The sequence below is a fragment of the Proteus sp. ZN5 genome (assembly GCF_011046025.1).
In the GTDB taxonomy this organism is placed as follows: domain Bacteria; phylum Pseudomonadota; class Gammaproteobacteria; order Enterobacterales; family Enterobacteriaceae; genus Proteus.
On record NZ_CP047639.1, the window covers coordinates 2,791,134 to 2,809,057 of the forward strand.

Consider the following 17,924-nt stretch of genomic DNA (forward strand, 5'->3'; position numbering starts at 1 on the left):
GATTATTCCTTATCTTGATCAAGCAAAGTAACCCAATAGCCCGTTTCCCATTTTACTGGCAAAAATTGGGTATGGTATTCATGAAAAATAGCGTCTACATCGAGGTAAGAAAAGCGTTCGGGATGTAGCCATTTCGCCATTTGCAAAATAGCAATAAAACCAAAAGGGCTGTCATAAAAAGAGTGCCAAATGGCATACACTTGTTTGTTTTTAACCGCATCGAGCGTTTTATAAGCAAGACGTTGCATTAAAATTTCAAGTTGCTGTTTTGCCAAATCTAAATTTGCACCAGGCCCTAAATTAATCCAATCACCTGAAGGGTTATAGCCGCTCCAATCAGCTCCCGTTAAAAAGATTTTATCGGGTTCGGAGTAAATTACGGTTTCCTGATTCAGAAGGCCATAAGTACTTTTTATATATTCCGATCCTAAATTTTTACCACCCGCATTTTGTAGCATTTGTCCCATACTGCCATTGCCATATGAAAGGCAGCATTCTGGTGTAAAACCCGCAGCGCGTTCAAATAACACATTGGGACGTTTAAATGGTTTTTTTCCTAATTGCTGAGAAATATCACTGAGTTGTTTTTCACGAAATAGATTCATTGCTTGGCTTTGTTGGCTATTACCAAGCATATTTCCCATAATAGATGTACTAATTGGAGTGTTATTAAGAGGATCGATGCTCAAATCAAACACGACAACAGGAATATTTGCTTTCGTTAATAAATCCAGCACACCATTAACACTGATCGCACGATAAGTTCCAACAGCGACAATAATGACATCAGGTTTCAACGAAATAAGCTTTTCACTATTAAAGTGTCCGCTCGACATAGCCGTAAATTCAGGTAATGCCAATAATTGAGGAAATGCTCGCGTATATTGATGATATAAACTTAAATCAGCGGTACGAAAAGCAGAAGGCATAGCGATAAGACGCTCATAAAGAGCGCCTTCATTTAATGAAGCATAAAGCAAAAATAATCCACTATCTGCCACATAAATACGGGTTAGTTCTTGTGGTAATACAATTTCTCTTCCCAGAATATCAACGATTTCTCTCTGTTTTTGTTTTACATAAACAGGTTTTGCAGAAACGGGAAAAGGGCTTGCTAATAATAAAGAAAATACACTGACGCCTTTTAGTAATGAACGTCGATAATTATCCATGGTCATTTCCTAAAAATAGTAATTTAATACACCAAGAACCACGCGATCTGTACCAATGCTGCAATAAGTTGAACTGGTACAACTCGCAACATAGGATTTATTTGTGATATTACTGACAGTTAATCCTAACTCTAATCCCTGTAATTCACGGTTAATTGATAATAATTGGTAGCGGAAGCTCACATCACCTAACCATACTGCGGGGACTTGAAACGTATTTGTATTATCACCGTAAGTTGAACCTAAATAGCGTACACCAGCACCCAATAATGCACCTTCTAAATAAGGCTGGTGAAAACGGTAATCTATCCATGCAGAACCTGTATGAGTAGGTACTTGAACAGGATGTTTATTTAATGTTGTTGGATCACTAGTCGATGTCACAATATTATGCAGATAGGCATAATTGAGCATCATATTCACTTGTGGTGTTAACGCTAATTTACTTTCAAATTCAAGCCCACGAGAACGGATCTCCCCAGATTGCTGATAATAATCGGGATTTCTCGGGTTATGTGTTGTGACATTTTCCTGCGTTAATTGATAGACAGCAACACTAACAAGTTGTGTTAACTCAGGATTTTGATACTTGATACCCGCTTCGTATTGTTTTGATTTCATCGGAATAAAAGCTTTTCCATCTGCATCTGTGCCCAATACAGGATCAAAGCTATCTGATGTACTTATCCAAGGTGAGAATCCATTATTAAATTGATAACTTAAACCAACACGATGGCTCCACGCAGTATTATGACTTGAATTTGTCACACCTGAAATTTGATTATGTGTATCTAAATTGGCGGAATCATAACGGCCACTTAGCAGTAAATTCCATTGCTGCCAACGCAAGTGATCTTGCAGATAATATCCATAGCGATCAAATTGCTGTTTTATTGAAGTGCGTGAAACAGGATAAGGTTCAAAATCAGGTTTGTGGTGTGATGCCCAAGGATCAAAACTGACAGTCTGTGAACCCCACCAATCTTTTGTCATATAGCCATGTTGATAATCAAAACCCGTCATAACCGTATGATTAATATCCCAAGTCGCTATTTTTCCTATCAACTGAGTATCTGTTACCCATGTTTCTGATTTACTCGGTGCTTCTTGATAAACCGCCGTTAACAGGCGATCTCCGGGTAAAAATCCGCGGGTATAATCACGACTAATTTCAGTATCAACCTTCATAAAACGGGTGTTTTGTTTAAATTGCCACTGAGGAGTCAGTTCATATTCAAACAATGAAGTTAACGATTGTTGTTTACGATGTGAATTATCATGACTTTGATTATTATAATTTCGATTAGGATCTACTTTACCATTAGGATTAGGTAATAAACCTAATGCTTGAGCGGGTAGCGTATTGTAGTAACCCAGACGAGGTTCTTTTTGATATTGCCCCAATATTGTCCAGTTTAATTGATCGTTCGGTTTCCATGTAATAGCTGGCGAAATCAGAAAACGCGTTTGTCGGGAAGAGGGAATTTGTGATTCTTGTTCAAGGGCTAAACCTGAAACATGATATAACCATGTTTCATCCTCATTGATTGCCGATGTGGTATCAAACTTAATAGCATGGTTTTTATTATTGCCCGCTTGCAGTTGTACTTGATGTTGCGTTTGTGCTGAAGGGCGACGCGATGTCATATTAATCACGCCACCTGCACCACCTTGCCCATATAAAGCAGATGCAGGACCATGTACAGCCTCTAAACTTTCCAAACTCCAGCTATCAACTTGTGGTGCCCAAATACCACTATTACCTAGCATTCTTAATCCATCTAGATAGTAGTCTGCATCAAATCCCCGCATTTTCGAATAATCAATACCGCTACCAAAAGCGCCAAATTTTTCACTTACAACACCTGAGCTATAACGCAGTGCCTGACTAATAGATTCAGAGGGTAAGTTATCTAGCTGAGTTCGATTAACAACAGAAACCATTTGTGGAGCTTCTAATAAAGTGGCATCACTTTTAGTCGCCGTTGTCTGTTTTTTTGCAATATAACCATAAGGTTGTGCATCAGACTGAGAGTTTGGAACTGAAGTAACAATTATTTTTTCAATATTTTCTGAAGCAAAAGAGGTCGATACTGCGCTTAATGACATTAATATAGGTAAAACAAAAGAATAGCCACATTTCCAATAATTTTTTAATTGCTTATTTGGATAATGTGTCGATTGAGGTAGTAGCAACATAATGATCCCAAAAATAAACCATGATTGACTCGTGGTCGGTAACATACACTAACGACCGACTGTCAGTCAATATAAATGATAATCATTTTTATTTGTATTGAGATAAAAAATAGAATAAGTCATAAATGCAATAAAAATAGGAGGGCGAAATTATCGGGTTCTTTTGTTCACAATAAAAAAGGCTCAATAAATAATTATCAAGCCTTTAACTGTTTATTACTCTAATTCGGTTATGAAATTAAAGCGTAACACCTTTTTTTGCAAGGAACTCATCATAAGTTCCTTGGAAATTAGTCACTTTTTCAGGTGTAATTTCAATAATACGATTTGCTAATGAACTTACGAATTCACGGTCATGAGAAACAAAAATCAAAGTACCTTGATAAAGTTCTAATGCCATATTCAATGATTCGATAGATTCCATATCTAAGTGGTTGGTTGGTTCATCCATAATCAAAATGTTTGGTTTTTGCATCATTAGCTTACCAAATAACATTCTGCCTTTTTCACCACCCGATAAAACTTGAACTGATTTTTTCAAGTCATCTTGTGAGAACAGTAAACGACCTAATACGCTACGTACAGATTGCTCGTCGTCTTCTGGTTTCATCCATAAGCTCATCCAATCAAATACGGTCATATCAACTTCAAAATCAATTGCATGATCTTGCGCATAATAGCCAATATTTGAATTTTCAGACCATTTTAAACGACCAGAATCTGGTGTTAATTCACCGACTAATGTTTTGATCATCGTCGATTTACCCACACCGTTATTACCTAAAATGGCAACTTTTTCACCCACTTCAAGCATCATATTGACATCTTTAAATAGCGGGGCATTATCATCATAGCCTTTAGAGATATTTTCCACTTCAAGCGCATTGCGGAATAATTTTTTCTCTTGCTCAAAACGAATGAATGGGTTTTGGCGACTAGAGGCTTTAACTTCAGCTAATTGAATTTTCTCAATTTGCTTAGCACGAGAGGTTGCTTGGCGTGATTTAGAGGCATTAGCACTAAAACGACTTACGAAAGATTGTAATTCACTAATCTGTGCTTTTTTCTTCGCATTATCGGCTAATAAACGTTCACGTGCTTGAGTTGCAGCAAACATATATTCATCATAGTTACCCGGATGAACAGCAAGCGCACCATAGTCTAAGTCAGCCATGTGCGTACATACCATATTTAGGAAGTGACGGTCATGGGAAATAATGATCATGGTACTGTTACGTTCATTTAGCGTTTGCTCAAGCCAACGAATGGTATCAATATCCAAGTTGTTCGTCGGTTCATCCAGTAACAGAATATCAGGATCAGCGAACAAGGCTTGTGCAAGTAACACACGTAACTTCCAACCGGGTGCCACTTCACTCATAGGGCCATTATGTTGTTCTAATGGAATACCTACGTTTAGCAATAATTCACCAGCACGAGATTCAACAGTGTAACCGTCCATTTCACCAAATTTCACTTCAAGATCGGCAACACGCAAACCATCTTCTTCGCTCATTTCAGGCAAGCTATAGATTCGTTCACGCTCTTGCTTTACTTCCCAAAGTTCAGTGTGCCCCATGATCACGGTATCAAGCACAGTAAACTCTTCATAAGCGAACTGGTCTTGTTTTAGTTTACCAAGACGTTCATTAGGATCGAGGAATACGTTGCCGCTACTTGGCACTAAATCGCCACCTAAAATTTTCATAAAGGTTGATTTACCGCTACCGTTAGCACCGATTAAACCATAGCGATTTCCGCCACCGAATTTGACAGAAATGTTTTCAAACAGTGGCTTTGAGCCAAACTGCATAGTGATATTATTGCTGATTAACAAGACGAATACTCATTATTAGTGAATGACAAAAGGTAATGGGGCGGCATTATGCCACAAGTTACCCCTATTAAGACAGTAAAGTGACGAATGTCTGTTAAGGAATTTTGGCTGTAAGAGAAAAACGCATCATATTGTGAGTTATCGACTATAACCAACAGTAAGAAAAAAGAGATAACGCAAATACGCTATCTCTTAATGGTGAGCTTAACTTGAAACTTAATATATTCACCGCGCACGCAACGACTTAGTAACTATTTGGAAGGTACTAAACCCGGTTCAACCACAGCATAAACTTGGTCATCTAGAAGATCAGCCTCAAGAAGCTGAGTCACTAAACGCGCAACATCTCGGCGATTCACTAAACCATGAGTCTCTTCATATTGATAAAGCTGAGCCTTACCCGTTTCTTCACCATTAAGTAATCCCCCTGGCCTTACTATCGCATAATCCAAACGACTGGTTTGTAACCACACTTCAGCCAATGATTTTTCTCTTACCGCTTGACCAAATGCGGCCTTTGCTCTGTCAGATAAGGCAACCCAGCTATCACCACAGCCTAAAGATGAAACCATTAGCATACGTTGAAATCCCATTTTCTCCGCAGTATCAATGACAGTTCGATGAGCCAGATAATCATTTTCACCGCCCATTGTGGAAATAATATCTGCTTCTTTTCCCGCTAATGTTAAAACAGCTTCAACAGCTTTAGCATCAATTGCATCACCGATAACGGTTTTGAGCCCTTTTTCCCCTAAACGGTTAGCCGCTTCTTCGGAACGAACTAAAGCCACAATAGGGCGTTGTTGTGTAACGCCAATATTTGCAATATGTGCGCCAACGCCTTTACCGCCAGCGCCAAAAATAACCCATGTTTTCACGCGCAATTATTCCTTATCTAATTGTTGTGCTAATTGACGGAAAGCTGATAATTGCTCTGGTAATAATTGACGATGTTCATCTCTGCCAAGGAAAATCTTAAACATTGCAACGCCTTCTTGATTGAAAAATAAGATAGAGGCGGTATCCATACCCATAAATTTACGCTCGATCATCGCAATATGTTGGCAATTTTCGGCTTTAATATGGCCGGTCATTCCTTTTTTGCCACGTAAGTTAAAATAGCCATGGCGATGAAAACCACTTGGTAATTCACCGCTAAATTCTAAGATAACATCTTGAGTATGCACAAGCGTGGTGACATTACCCCATTTCATCACGTTATCCCACACCATATCGAATTGTTCGCCACTCATTAATGAGCGTGATGGCAAATGTCTCACAACTTCTAACAAGGTGGTGTCAAATTTCGTCGCGATAGTTTCCAATGTTCCATCAGGTTCAGTCATTAGAAATTGTTGTAACTCAGTATTCATGATGTTGTTTCCATCTTTTAATTAATATTTAGGGTAATAAAATTAACGAAGTGTATTTAATTGCAAAATTAACTGCTGTAAGGATGTCAGCAAATTACTTGCCCAAAATCGACCTTCATTGGTGAGTTTCATACAAAGAAAATCATCCTCAACAAGGCCCGCTTGATACCATTGATTTAATAAAGGAGAGAGCAACGTCGCTTGCGGACTTAATTTGGCTAAATCAACACGTCCGCACTCAATGCCAGCTTGTAATTCATGACGCCAACGAAAACCGCTATCAGTTGTACGACTCATCATCATTAAAGGCTTTTGATTGTCTGTAATTTTTTGATAATAGCTATCCAGCGAACGCTCAATTATCCATGAATAACCATTAACTGAGCCACCAGCGCCAGAGCCAAACGCAAGACAATCCGCACCTTGTTTAATTAATAAATTATAGAGATTACGCTCACGCGTTGTCCTAGCCCAATGGCTATTGCTTATCTGATGCCAACCTATATTCTCCATAAAATCACAGCCTTGAAGATATAGCGCACGTCGTTCTATCGGCGTTGGCACTGTGACACGCTGATTTTCAACCGCTTTACCTAATGGTGTGTTGGGCAACAAGTTCAATGCGTACAGATCGACACCATCTAAACCAATATCATGGGCAATAGTGAGATCTTCTTGCCAATTCATCGCATTTTGTCCCGGTAATCCGAATAACAGATCACACACCACAGCGGCTCTATCACGTAAGCAGAGTCCTTTCATAAACTTAGCGGCTTCTTCACCCGTTGATGTTCTTGCCATTCGTTTACGAATTTTGCTGTTAAAAGTTTGAATACCAATAGAAAAACGATTTGCACCTGCATCTAAACAAGCATCAATCCGATTATCATCAAAATTTAAAACGCGACCTTCAATTGTGATTTCACAATCTGGCGCTAAAGGGAGAGATTGGCGTAAATACGTGATCACACGATAGAGATCTTTTGCTGATAATGCAGAAGGGGTTCCCCCACCAAAGTAAACGGCATGAATGGGTGCTGATTGATAAAGCAAGCTATTTGATTCAGCTGATATCTCACGCAATAATGCGTCGGTATAGCGCGTACAAGCTTCTTCATGGTAGTTATTTTGATAAAAACCACAAAATGTACAATGAGTTGCACAAAAAGGAATGTGAATATACAACAAACGTTTACATGCAGGTGTTTTACTTTCTAATAAAGCTTGCCATGTTGATTGCTGCTCTTCTTTTGCAATAGGTACAGAGCCTCTCCATGGCATTGTGGCATGTCTATCGCGAAAAGGGCTATCACCCTCAAGTGCAAAATGGGGAGTAAGATCGATTTCAATCGAAGATTGCGTGCTATGTGTTGCGGCTAACTCTTTCATTATTAAATCATTCCTACTTATTTATCATTAACAGGATCAGCGGGATAAAACTGTTGATGCAATAACTCCACGGCATCCACAATACGAGGCCCCATTCCCAAAATAAGGGATTGATCAATTTCAATAATACGTTGGTTTTTCCATGCTTGAGTCATTGAAACACCGGGCATAGAAGCAAGCCCTTCAGAGGCTCTTAATCCACCTGTTTGGTTTTTCTGACTCTGCGTTGTAATAACAATTAATTCAGGATTAGCTGCAATAATTGCCTCTGCACTATAAATACGATAGTTCTCGTGTGTGGCAATATTCTCACCGCCTGCTAAATGAAGAATGGCATCTGCGACACTGGTTTTTCCTGCAACTTGAGGAATTCCACCTCCAGGTGAAAGAAAAAACATCACTTTTACTTTTTGCTTAATTTGATTATTTTTAGCGTTGATTATGGCTAAACGAGATTGAAGAGAATCAATTAATGCTTCTGCTTCCTTTTGTTTATCTAATGAAATCGCTAGTATACGAATATTTTTAAGCATCAATTCAAATGTGGCGGGTGTTCTTGGTAAGGAAATCACCTTTACGTTATGCTGTGCCAGTTGGCGTAATACCATTTTAGGTTCAGCATCATCCCAAGTTACAAAAGTAGAAGGGCGTAAAGACAAAATTCCTTCTATACTTAGCTGTTTCCAATATCCGATATGAGGCAATGCTTGCGTTTGTTCAGGGTAAGACGTCGTTTCATCAACACCAACAACCTTATTGCCAGCACCTATGGCATAAACTAATTCTGTGATAGAGCCACTGGCAATAACCCAACGTTCACTATTATTGTTATCTTTTGCCATTAAGCTAAAAGGTAACAATAACAAGCTAAATGCGATCATTATTTTTTTCATAATTAAAATGCCCATGTCAGACCAACAGCAGCATTAATACCCGTAGCAGGAATAGATTCATGAGCCGTTTGATAACGCTTATTTAAAATATTATTTAAATCAAAGTTAATACGGTATTGATCGTTATTGCCAAATTCCGTACTCAGTGAAAGATTAACCGTTGTCCAACCGGCATAGTGTTGTTTATTTTCTGGGTTGCTATGATCTTTCGCTTTTGTTGCTGCTCTTAAATATAAATCTGACATTAAATTTATATTATTGAGCAATAATAAATGTTTAGCACCAAAGCGAGTGGTTAATGTAGGTTCGCCGGTATCCCATGTTTTTAATGTTGAACCAATAAATTGGCGACGCATCACATTGGCAGAAACATAAGGCGTAATTGACCAACCTTGGTATTGAGCCAGCACTTCTATACCATAGGTTTTGGCGCGATCGATATTGTCATAATAGAAATAATCTGCTCGTCCTGTTTTACTATTTCCTTCGCAAATTGATTCGCCAGCACAGGCAATAGATGTGATGTAATCTTTGGCTTCAGAATAATAAATCGCGCTATCGATATACCAATTATACCCTTTATAACGTGCACCAAATTCCACATTATTAGAGTGTTCAGCGTCAAGATCTCGATTACCGTAAGTCACCGCACCGCCAGCCGTCGTGTTCATAAATTGCTGAACAAGCGTTGGGAAAACATAACCTTGTGCAAATGCGAGACGTAATTCTGTATCTTTGAATCCAGAATAACGTAAATTAGATGACACAATAAATGCGTTATCTCTTACAGGATCAGAGCCCAATGTCTTATAACTTGTTCCTGTTTTATTATGATGAACAGTTTCATCACCATCTTGTAATTCTGATTTCAACCAATATTGTCTGGCGCCCATTGTCCATGACCAATCCTCTGTTATTTTCCAGTCATTTTGGGCAAAAACAGAAACATTGGTTTGTTTACTGCGGTTATGTAATAGGGATTGTTTTTTGTAATTTACGGCAGGTGGAAAACCTGTTGTGCTATTTGAAGATGTTTGACCAACAGAGGTTTGTTTTACTTTATCTTGTTGATATTGGGCGCCTAAAATTAACTCATTCTTTGCAGGTAACGTAAAGTTTGCCTGCATAGTCATACCATAAGTATTTTGTGTATCTTCCGATTGGGTTCTATTTTTAACCGTCAAATTACCAATCATTGGACTACCTGTTGGCGTAACAACACCAACACGGTTTTCAAATTTTCTCTCTATACGCTGAGTGTAAGCATCAATATGAAGTTTTTTGAAATAATCAGCATCAACCTCATAGTCATAAAATAATCCCACTTTTTCACGCTCAAGTTTAGGCACTTTAACGCTAAACTCTTGATACTTTCCTTCATCTGCGTAATAAGATTGTGTCGATAAATTATAACGATCGAGTGAAAGGCCAAACTTATGTTTATCCACTTTATAGCCTAACCATGCACCTTGGCCGTTATTTCTAAAATGCGTATTAGGTAAACGTCCATCTGGCGTATATCTATCACTATGATCGGCATAACTTCCATTAAGACGATATTCAAAATCACCAACAGTACCTGAAATTAACGCAGACTCTCGCCATCCCATTGTGGCTGAGTCATAAACAACTTTCACATTTCCGCCAAAAGGCTTATCGCCACCTTTTTGAGTGATTAAATTCACTACACCGCCAATAGCTTGTGAGCCATAAAGTACAGAATAGGGGCCTTTAACCACTTCAATGCGCTCTAGTGCAGATTCATCAATTAAAATACCAGCACCAAAGTTTTGACCACCTCGCTGATAGGTCACTTCTTGCCCATCAACCAACAAAAGCACGCGTGATGATGCTTCTCCACGAATGCGGATTTGTTTACGACCAGCTAGGCTATTATCCGTGACTTCAACACCTGGGATATCGCGTAATTGGTCAGCAATAGATGAAGAGGTTGATTGAGTTAATGTTTCTTTATCGATAACTTGAATGGTAGCAGGGCTATTCCATAAAGAAGATGCGTTACGTGTTGTAGTAACAACGAGAGTTTCTTCTTCAGGCGAAATATTATTAGCAAAAGTGTATTGAAAGAGTGAAAGTGTTAAAGCTGATAATACGAAGCAAGGCTTAAATCGAATATACATAATCGCGAACCTTAATGAGATCAATAATAATTATCATTCGCTTTATAATTTAAGTTTATCTATTCATCAACCACAAAAAGGTAAATAGAATACATCTTTGATTTAAATCAACGTAAAGGTGTGATCTCATGCATATTAGGTGCTTAAATAAACAGAAATGACACAAATAGAAGGGTTTTTAAGCAAGTAGAGAAAAGAAGGTAAGTAAAAATACTCGGTTTATATTCTTACCTTCATTATCGAGAGAGTTAGGTTAAATGGGAGAAAATAAAAGCGGATAAAAACTATTCTAATGTTTTAAGAAAAACTTTAAGCAATTGGTTTAATGTTTGTTGTTCTTGTTGTGATAAACCAGAGACTAAACGTTTTTGATTTTCGACGTGCGCTTCTATTACTTGGTTGATTAACCCCAGACCTTCCGGTGTTAGCGAAACTAAAAAACCACGCCCATCTTCCGGATTAACTTTACGAATAACCCAACCTGCTTTTTCTAATTGGTCAATACGATTTGTCATCGTGCCTGATGTAACCATCAGTGTTGATAACATCTCACCAGGAGAAAGGGTATAAGGATCTCCTGCGCGTCGTAGTGTAGCAAGAACATCAAAACTTGACGTATTTAAGCCAAATTGAGAGAAAACTTTCTCCATTTCGCGCGAAAGGTGCAAAGTTATATTCCCCAATCGACCAATTAATCCCATCGGACTAATATCAAGATCAGGGCGCTCTCGCTGCCATTGTTTAGTAATTTTATCTATTCTGTCCATGTATTCATATTGTCAATTATTTATCTTGACGTCAAGGTATTATCAATTTATCTTGACCTCAAGATAAAATAGTGTGGTAACAATTAAACGAGTGATTTTATGAATAGATACACAACATTACTATTAACGGCATTAGCTCCCATTGTATGGGGGAGCACCTATATTGTAACAACGGAAATGTTGCCCGCTAATGTTCCCATGACACTAGCTGCATTACGTGCATTACCCGCAGGAATTTTATTATTAATTATCATGAGACAACTGCCACAAGGTATATGGTGGTTACGCGTCATTATTTTGGGGATTTTAAATTTCTCGTTGTTCTGGTGGCTATTATTTATTTCAGCCTACCGTTTACCCGGTGGTGTCGCTGCAACTGTGGGGGCAGTTCAGCCTTTAATTGTCTTATTTTTATCTCGTTGGTTATTACAAACACGTGTGTCGTGGTTGTCTATTTCAGCCGCATTAGGCGGTATTTTTGGTGTAGCAATACTGATATTAACACCGAATGCAGCACTTGATCCTATCGGAATAATTGCAGGATTAGGCGGCGCATTTTCTATGGCCACAGGTACTGTATTAAGTCGTCGTTGGCAACCGCCAGTTACACCTTTAACTTTTACAGCTTGGCAATTAACCGCTGGTGGCGCTGTATTATTACCTTTTGCATTATTATTTGAGCCCGCACTACCTTCATTAACAGGAATTAACCTTTTAGGTTTGGCTTATTTAACCTTAATCGGTGGAGCATTAACCTATATTTTCTGGTTTAGAGGGCTTGCGTTATTAGGGCCAAGCTCTGTGGCGTCATTAGGCTTTTTAAGCCCACTAAGTGCGGTTATTTTAGGTTGGGCATTGTTAGGGCAACAATTAACGAACTTACAAATTCTAGGCATGATCGTAATATTACTCAGTATCTGGGCTAATCAACAGTCAGAAAAACGAGAAAGAGCAAAGCTTCAATCACTTAGTTAGGATTAATGTGTTATTTTAGACGCCATAAATACAGACCATTTAATACCGACTGTTTAATACCAAATAATCAAGAGAGTGTTGTTATGCCTATATGGGTTGATGCTGATGCATGTCCAAAAGTAATCAAAGAAGTGTTATATCGTGCAGCAGATAGAGAAAAAGTGATTATTACTTTTGTTGCTAATCAACGATTAATCGTACCCGCATCGCCTTTCTTACGTACATTACAAGTTTCTGCTGGGTTTGACGTTGCTGATAACGAAATTGTTCGCCGTACTAATAAAGATGACTTGGTTATTACCGCTGACATTCCATTAGCAGCCGAAGTCATAGAAAAGGGCGCAGTTGCTCTAAATCCAAGGGGCGAGCGTTATACTGAAGCAACTATTCGGGAACGTCTAAATATACGTGATTTTATGGATACGATGAGAGCAAGCGGGATTCAAACTGGAGGTCCCGCAAGTTTAAGTCAACGTGACCGTCAACTTTTTGCAAATGAATTAGATAAGTGGCTTTTGCAACAAAAGAAACGTACTTAATTTAGGCAGCAATAAATGCTTTTAATAAATAAACGGGCATAGGTATTATTGCCCGTTTTTCTTTAAGATAAACTTTAGATTATTTCTTTTTTATAATGAGATCAGACATAACGCTTGGTGCCTAAAATACTGGGTTTCTTCCCTTTAAAAACATGAGGGCCATCCATTGTTAATTTAAGCTCATTACCATTGCGTGTTAACCAAGGTGTTGCTTCACTACCTGCTCTTGATGTTACACCTGATGGTTTTAATGTAATACTATCTTGATCAATTTCAATAATACCAATCACATAGGTATAAATCATATTATTGAAAAAGCCTTTTTTATACTCACAAGAACATTCAACCACTTGATTGCCATATTCCATACGCATTGTTGGTTTTAATGAGGCAACAGAGACGCAGCCGTTACTAATCGCAGAGTAGACACTACAAACTAACGCAACTTTACCGCCCATTAATTGGGAAATAGCAGGATTAATCTCAACGGTTTCACAACCGGGTTGTTCTTGACTCACACTAATCACATCACCGGTATGGAAAACAAAAGGATCAGAATTAAAAGCACCGCTTTTATCTGGCGCTTGAATAATCGACATTTGACCATTCGGACGTAAAATTCCCACACGAAGATCTAAATCATCATTATCTTTTCCATCACCATTATCTATCCATGTTGCACTGACTAAAATACGTTTAGGTGCATCATTACCTTTTATCAATGAAACACGATGACTACTATCGGGTTTAGTCAGCTTCACTACGTTTTTTTGTACATTTAAAGGAGGCGATGGTGGTGTAACAACCGGAGCAGGCTCTTCAACTTCAACACCATAAAGGTTACATAAACCCGCAAGTCCAGAAGCAAAACCTTGCCAAACCGAACGGACTTTATTCTGACCATTTCGAACATAAAGTTCTAAAACGATGATGCCTGTCTCTTGTGAAAATTGGCTTGGTACTAACTCAATAACTTCATTATTTATCAGCACTTGTGCTTTTAATTGATTAACAGCAGCAAAACCGCCAGCACTACCATCTTGCGTTAATGTAATTGCTATTTTGGTAATATTTTCGGGTAAACGGGAAAAGTCAAAATCAATACTATGAATAACTGTTGAACCTTGAGTTATCGGTGAAATAAATGAAGCCGCGCCAGAAGCATGATGAGGAGCATTAAAGAAAACCATATCGTCGTCATTAACGACTTTTCCTGATCCTGTGACTAAAAATGCAGTCAGATTAATATCAAGATTATCACCTACTGCATGAGAGACTTTAACTTGTCCTTTATTTTCGCTGAGTGATGTATTTTCACCCGGTTGCAACATTTTACTCATTAAACCGCTCCTTGATTGATAAGACTAACTGCAAGAAATTTAGATAACAAAGGGTATTAAATTGGTGACACTATAAATTTAAGTCACCGCAACTACCAACTTTTTGCTAATGGATCAGACAAATGACTTTTATAATAAAAAATAAATCCTAAGTTGATACATTAACATAGGTTCTTTCACTAAAAACGGGCGTATAACTCTCGCTTGCTTTCTTACTCTAATTACCACTTAGAATAATATACTTAAAAACAATTAAATTTTTCTATTTAATAACATGTGAAACCATACAAATAATCATAAAACACCAAAACTCCAGATTTTTAAATTAGTCAATAAAAAATAAATAGATAATAATTTGGCAATTTAACATAAGTTTATAATAACCACTATGTTAATATGGTCTTTTGACATCAATTAGATGAACCTAGGGAGCATTGCCATGAAAAAGAGAGTTCTATTGTCTGTTATTTTATCTTCTTTATTTCTATATTCATCGGTAGCTTCTGCCTGTGCTTATTGCTACGGCTACCATGATAGAGCTCAATCAAATTATAGTAATAACTACTCTAACTTAGTGCGCAGCTTTGAAGATAAACGCTATGAGTTAAATAAGCTTTATGATCAAGGCGTCAAAGAGACGGATGACAAAGCACAAACATTAATTAAAGATTTAGATTCATTATCAAATCAAATCCAAACTGAACGAGATAACAATCGTTCATACCGACACAACCGATATCAAGATGATAGAAATCATAATCGTGGATATCATAATAATCGTTGCTGGTAACTTGCTCTAGTAACTCACTCTGGTCATTCATAGATAGCCAGCCAATGTAGCGTTTGTTATTAATGATAAACGCTACATTCCTCATTTAATTTCACCACTCTGACGACATACTCCATATCTATCGATAAGACTAACTGCAAAAAATTTAGACAGTGAATGTGATAATAACTTCAATTAATTATTTATTCGGTGATCTCATTCACTTTCGGTTGATATCAAAAGCCGATGAATTTATTTATAATCTTAGGGAAATTTTCCCATCAAGACGAGAGGTAATGATGTCATTTTCTAAATCTATGCTTGCTTTGGCTGTTATGGCGGTCTCCTTTTCTAGTTATGCGGCAAAACAGGCTGATTTGATGATAGTTGACGGTACTGTTCTAACTATGGATCAGCAAAATAAAATCATTGAACAGGGTACTGTTGTCGTAAAAGAAAATAAAATTATTGCCGTTGGTGGTCCAGAACTTTCTAAAGAATATCAAGCCAATAAAGTGTTAGATGTTGATGGCGATATTGTGATGCCGGGTTTAATTAATACCCATACACATGGTTCGATGACTGTATTTCGTTCATTAGCTGATGATGTACCAGATAGGCTTCACCGTTATATTTTCCCACTCGAAAGCAAAATGGTTTCTCGCGAAATGGTCAGAGTGGGTGCCAATCTTGCAAATATAGAAATGGTAAAAGGTGGTGTAACAACTTATGTTGATATGTATTACTTCGAAGATGAAGTAGCCAAAACTGTTGATAAAATGGGTAATCGTGCAGTATTAGGAGAATCTGTTATTAATTTTCCTGTTGCAGATGCGAAAACACCAGAAGAGGGTATCCAATACGCAGTGAACTTTATTAAAGAATATAAAGATCACCCTCGTATTATCCCAGCATTTGCACCACATGCTCCTTACACAAATACCACAGAAAACCTTCAGAAAATTGCTAAATTATCAATAGAGCTTGATGTTCCTGTCATGATCCATTTAGCTGAAACTGACCGTGAACAAGAAGAAATCGCTAAACGCACTGACGGTAAAAGCCCAGTTCAATATATGGCAGATATCGGAGCGCTAAATAATAAAGTTATCGCAGCTCACGCAATTATGGTTGATGATAAAGATATTGATTTACTGAAAAAATATGATGTTGGTGTCGCTCATAATATCAGTGCAAATACTAAATCAGCAAAAGGTGTAGCACCTGTCGTCGCGATGTTAGAAAAAGGTGTTCGTGTGGGCTTAGGGACTGATGGTCCAATGTCGAGTAACACGCTAACGACCATGAATGAGCTAAACCTTGTGGGTAAAATCCATAAATTAGAGAATAAAGATCGTGCTGCTATGCCACCATTAACCGTTGTAGAACTGGCAACAATGGGTTCGGCGAAGGTATTACATATGGAGGATAAACTGGGCTCTTTAGAATCAGGCAAACTTGCTGATATTATCGTTGTTGATACTAAATCGCCTAATATGGTGCCAATGTATAGTCCTTATGCAGCATTAGTATATGGCGCAAATGGCAGTAATGTTCGTCACACCATTGTTGATGGAAAGATCTTAATGGAAGATCGACAACTATTGACCGTTGATGAAAAAGCCATTATTAAAGAAGCACAAGATTTCTCAGATAAAGTACGTAAAACCGTTATCGACAGCGGTGAAGTTGTTAAATAAAAACTGATAAAAATATCTTTATCCTAGGCAGTTTGTTTTTAAACTGCCTTTTTTATTATGGGCTTTAGCCAGTTTAAGTCGCGTCAGCGTCTTAAATATAAAACCACCCGCTATGCGGGTGGGTATTAAAGGTTATACCAAGAAAAACACCTTTCCGTTACGATATAGATGTTCAAGCTAATATTCGTAACTTAAATAAGGAAAGGTGTTTATGGGCATTAAAGCACAAAGCTCAGCACATACAAAGTGGCTGTGTAAATACCATATCGTCTTTTCGCCGAAATATAGACGGAAAGTGATTTTTAATAAAATTCGTTCAAGTATAGGTGAAATCCTTCGAGACCTTTGTAAATATAAAGGTGTGGAAATAATCGAAGGGCATCTTATGCCAGATCATGTTCATATGTTAGTGAGTATTCCACCGAAGATATGCGTATCAAGTTTCATGGGATATTTGAAAGGTAAAAGTTCGTTGATGATCTTTGATAGACATGCCAATCTCAAATATAAATTTGGCAACAGAAAGTTTTGGGCGGAAGGGTTCTATGTCACAACAGTTGGACTCAATGAAGCCACAATTCAAAAGTATATCAGAGAGCAAGAAAAGTCGGATTTAATCTCGGATAAATTGAGCAGTAAAGAATATGAAAACCCCTTCAAGGGGTAAGCCAAAGTAGCAAAGACACTTAGCTTGAACGAAGAGAAAGCAGCGTCATTTAGGCGCAGTCGGTAACAAGCCCTTATAGGGCAAGAGCAAACCACCCGTTTTACGGGTGGTTATGATTACTATTGCTAGAGTGTATTGATCTTTTCTGCTTATTTTTATCTAA

General features: G+C 37.9%; 15 protein-coding genes. 5 read left to right on the forward strand and 10 right to left on the reverse strand.

The genetic code is table 11. The annotated features are described in order from the left end of the window. Nucleotides 1–2 precede the first annotated feature (2 nt). The 9 genes from GTK47_RS12810 to GTK47_RS12850 all read right to left on the reverse strand — a co-directional run bounded on the left by GTK47_RS12810 (nt 3) and on the right by GTK47_RS12850 (nt 11,771). Nucleotides 3–1,172, reverse strand: coding sequence for an ABC transporter substrate-binding protein (locus tag GTK47_RS12810; protein ID WP_165123716.1), 1,170 nt, complete (start codon nt 1,170–1,172; stop codon nt 3–5). A 9-nt stretch (nt 1,173–1,181) separates the two neighbouring features. Further along, nucleotides 1,182–3,416, reverse strand: coding sequence for a TonB-dependent siderophore receptor (locus GTK47_RS12815; protein ID WP_165123718.1), 2,235 nt, complete (start codon nt 3,414–3,416; stop codon nt 1,182–1,184). Between the two features lie 193 nt (nt 3,417–3,609). Then, nucleotides 3,610–5,208, reverse strand: coding sequence for an ABC-F family ATPase (locus GTK47_RS12820; RefSeq protein WP_165123720.1), 1,599 nt, complete (start codon nt 5,206–5,208; stop codon nt 3,610–3,612). Between the two features lie 251 nt (nt 5,209–5,459). Continuing rightward, on the reverse strand, nt 5,460–6,086 hold the full coding sequence (locus GTK47_RS12825; RefSeq protein WP_165123722.1) for an NAD(P)H-binding protein: 627 nt from the start codon (nt 6,084–6,086) through the stop codon (nt 5,460–5,462). A gap of 6 nt (nt 6,087–6,092) precedes the next feature. After that, nucleotides 6,093–6,584 (reverse strand): heme utilization cystosolic carrier protein HutX, encoded by a 492-nt coding sequence (gene hutX / locus GTK47_RS12830; protein WP_165126634.1) that lies wholly within the window; start codon nt 6,582–6,584, stop codon nt 6,093–6,095. 39 nt (nt 6,585–6,623) lie between these two features. Further along, on the reverse strand, nt 6,624–7,970 hold the full coding sequence (gene hutW, locus GTK47_RS12835) for a heme anaerobic degradation radical SAM methyltransferase ChuW/HutW (protein ID WP_165123724.1): 1,347 nt from the start codon (nt 7,968–7,970) through the stop codon (nt 6,624–6,626). A 17-nt stretch (nt 7,971–7,987) separates the two neighbouring features. After that, nucleotides 7,988–8,863, reverse strand: a complete 876-nt coding sequence (locus GTK47_RS12840; RefSeq protein WP_241256025.1) for an ABC transporter substrate-binding protein — start codon at nt 8,861–8,863, stop codon at nt 7,988–7,990. Nucleotides 8,864–8,865: 2 nt separating this feature from the next. Continuing rightward, a complete protein-coding gene (locus GTK47_RS12845) occupies nt 8,866–11,004 on the reverse strand; it encodes a TonB-dependent receptor (RefSeq protein ID WP_165123728.1) in 2,139 nt (712 codons plus the stop codon). Between the two features lie 284 nt (nt 11,005–11,288). Next, a complete protein-coding gene (locus tag GTK47_RS12850) occupies nt 11,289–11,771 on the reverse strand; it encodes a MarR family transcriptional regulator (protein WP_109402957.1) in 483 nt (160 codons plus the stop codon). 99 nt (nt 11,772–11,870) lie between these two features. Here GTK47_RS12850 and GTK47_RS12855 point away from each other — a divergent pair, with 99 nt between their 5' ends. Next, the gene (locus GTK47_RS12855) at nt 11,871–12,746 is read left to right on the forward strand and encodes an EamA family transporter (RefSeq protein WP_165123730.1); all 876 of its coding nucleotides are present in this window, start codon (nt 11,871–11,873) and stop codon (nt 12,744–12,746) included. A gap of 83 nt (nt 12,747–12,829) precedes the next feature. Continuing rightward, nucleotides 12,830–13,285: a YaiI/YqxD family protein gene (locus GTK47_RS12860; RefSeq protein ID WP_075672841.1), complete on the forward strand. Its 456-nt coding sequence runs from the start codon at nt 12,830–12,832 to the stop codon at nt 13,283–13,285. Nucleotides 13,286–13,386: 101 nt separating this feature from the next. On the opposite strand, the gene GTK47_RS12865 is transcribed toward GTK47_RS12860, so the two are convergent. Continuing rightward, the gene (locus GTK47_RS12865; RefSeq protein ID WP_165123732.1) at nt 13,387–14,625 is read right to left on the reverse strand and encodes a TerD family protein; all 1,239 of its coding nucleotides are present in this window, start codon (nt 14,623–14,625) and stop codon (nt 13,387–13,389) included. 439 nt (nt 14,626–15,064) lie between these two features. Between GTK47_RS12865 and GTK47_RS12870 the strand changes: the two genes are divergently transcribed. The 3 genes from GTK47_RS12870 (at nt 15,065) to tnpA (ending at nt 17,761) form a co-directional block, all read left to right on the forward strand. Further along, nucleotides 15,065–15,415 (forward strand): hypothetical protein, encoded by a 351-nt coding sequence (locus GTK47_RS12870; RefSeq protein ID WP_165123734.1) that lies wholly within the window; start codon nt 15,065–15,067, stop codon nt 15,413–15,415. Nucleotides 15,416–15,693: 278 nt separating this feature from the next. Continuing rightward, nucleotides 15,694–17,094 carry an amidohydrolase gene (locus tag GTK47_RS12875; protein ID WP_165126637.1) on the forward strand — a complete coding sequence of 467 codons (1,401 nt, stop codon included), beginning with the start codon at nt 15,694–15,696 and terminating at the stop codon, nt 17,092–17,094. Between the two features lie 211 nt (nt 17,095–17,305). Beyond that, entirely contained in the window at nt 17,306–17,761 is a 456-nt protein-coding gene (gene tnpA, locus GTK47_RS12880; protein ID WP_165121832.1) for an IS200/IS605 family transposase, read from the forward strand. Nucleotides 17,762–17,924 lie beyond the last annotated feature (163 nt).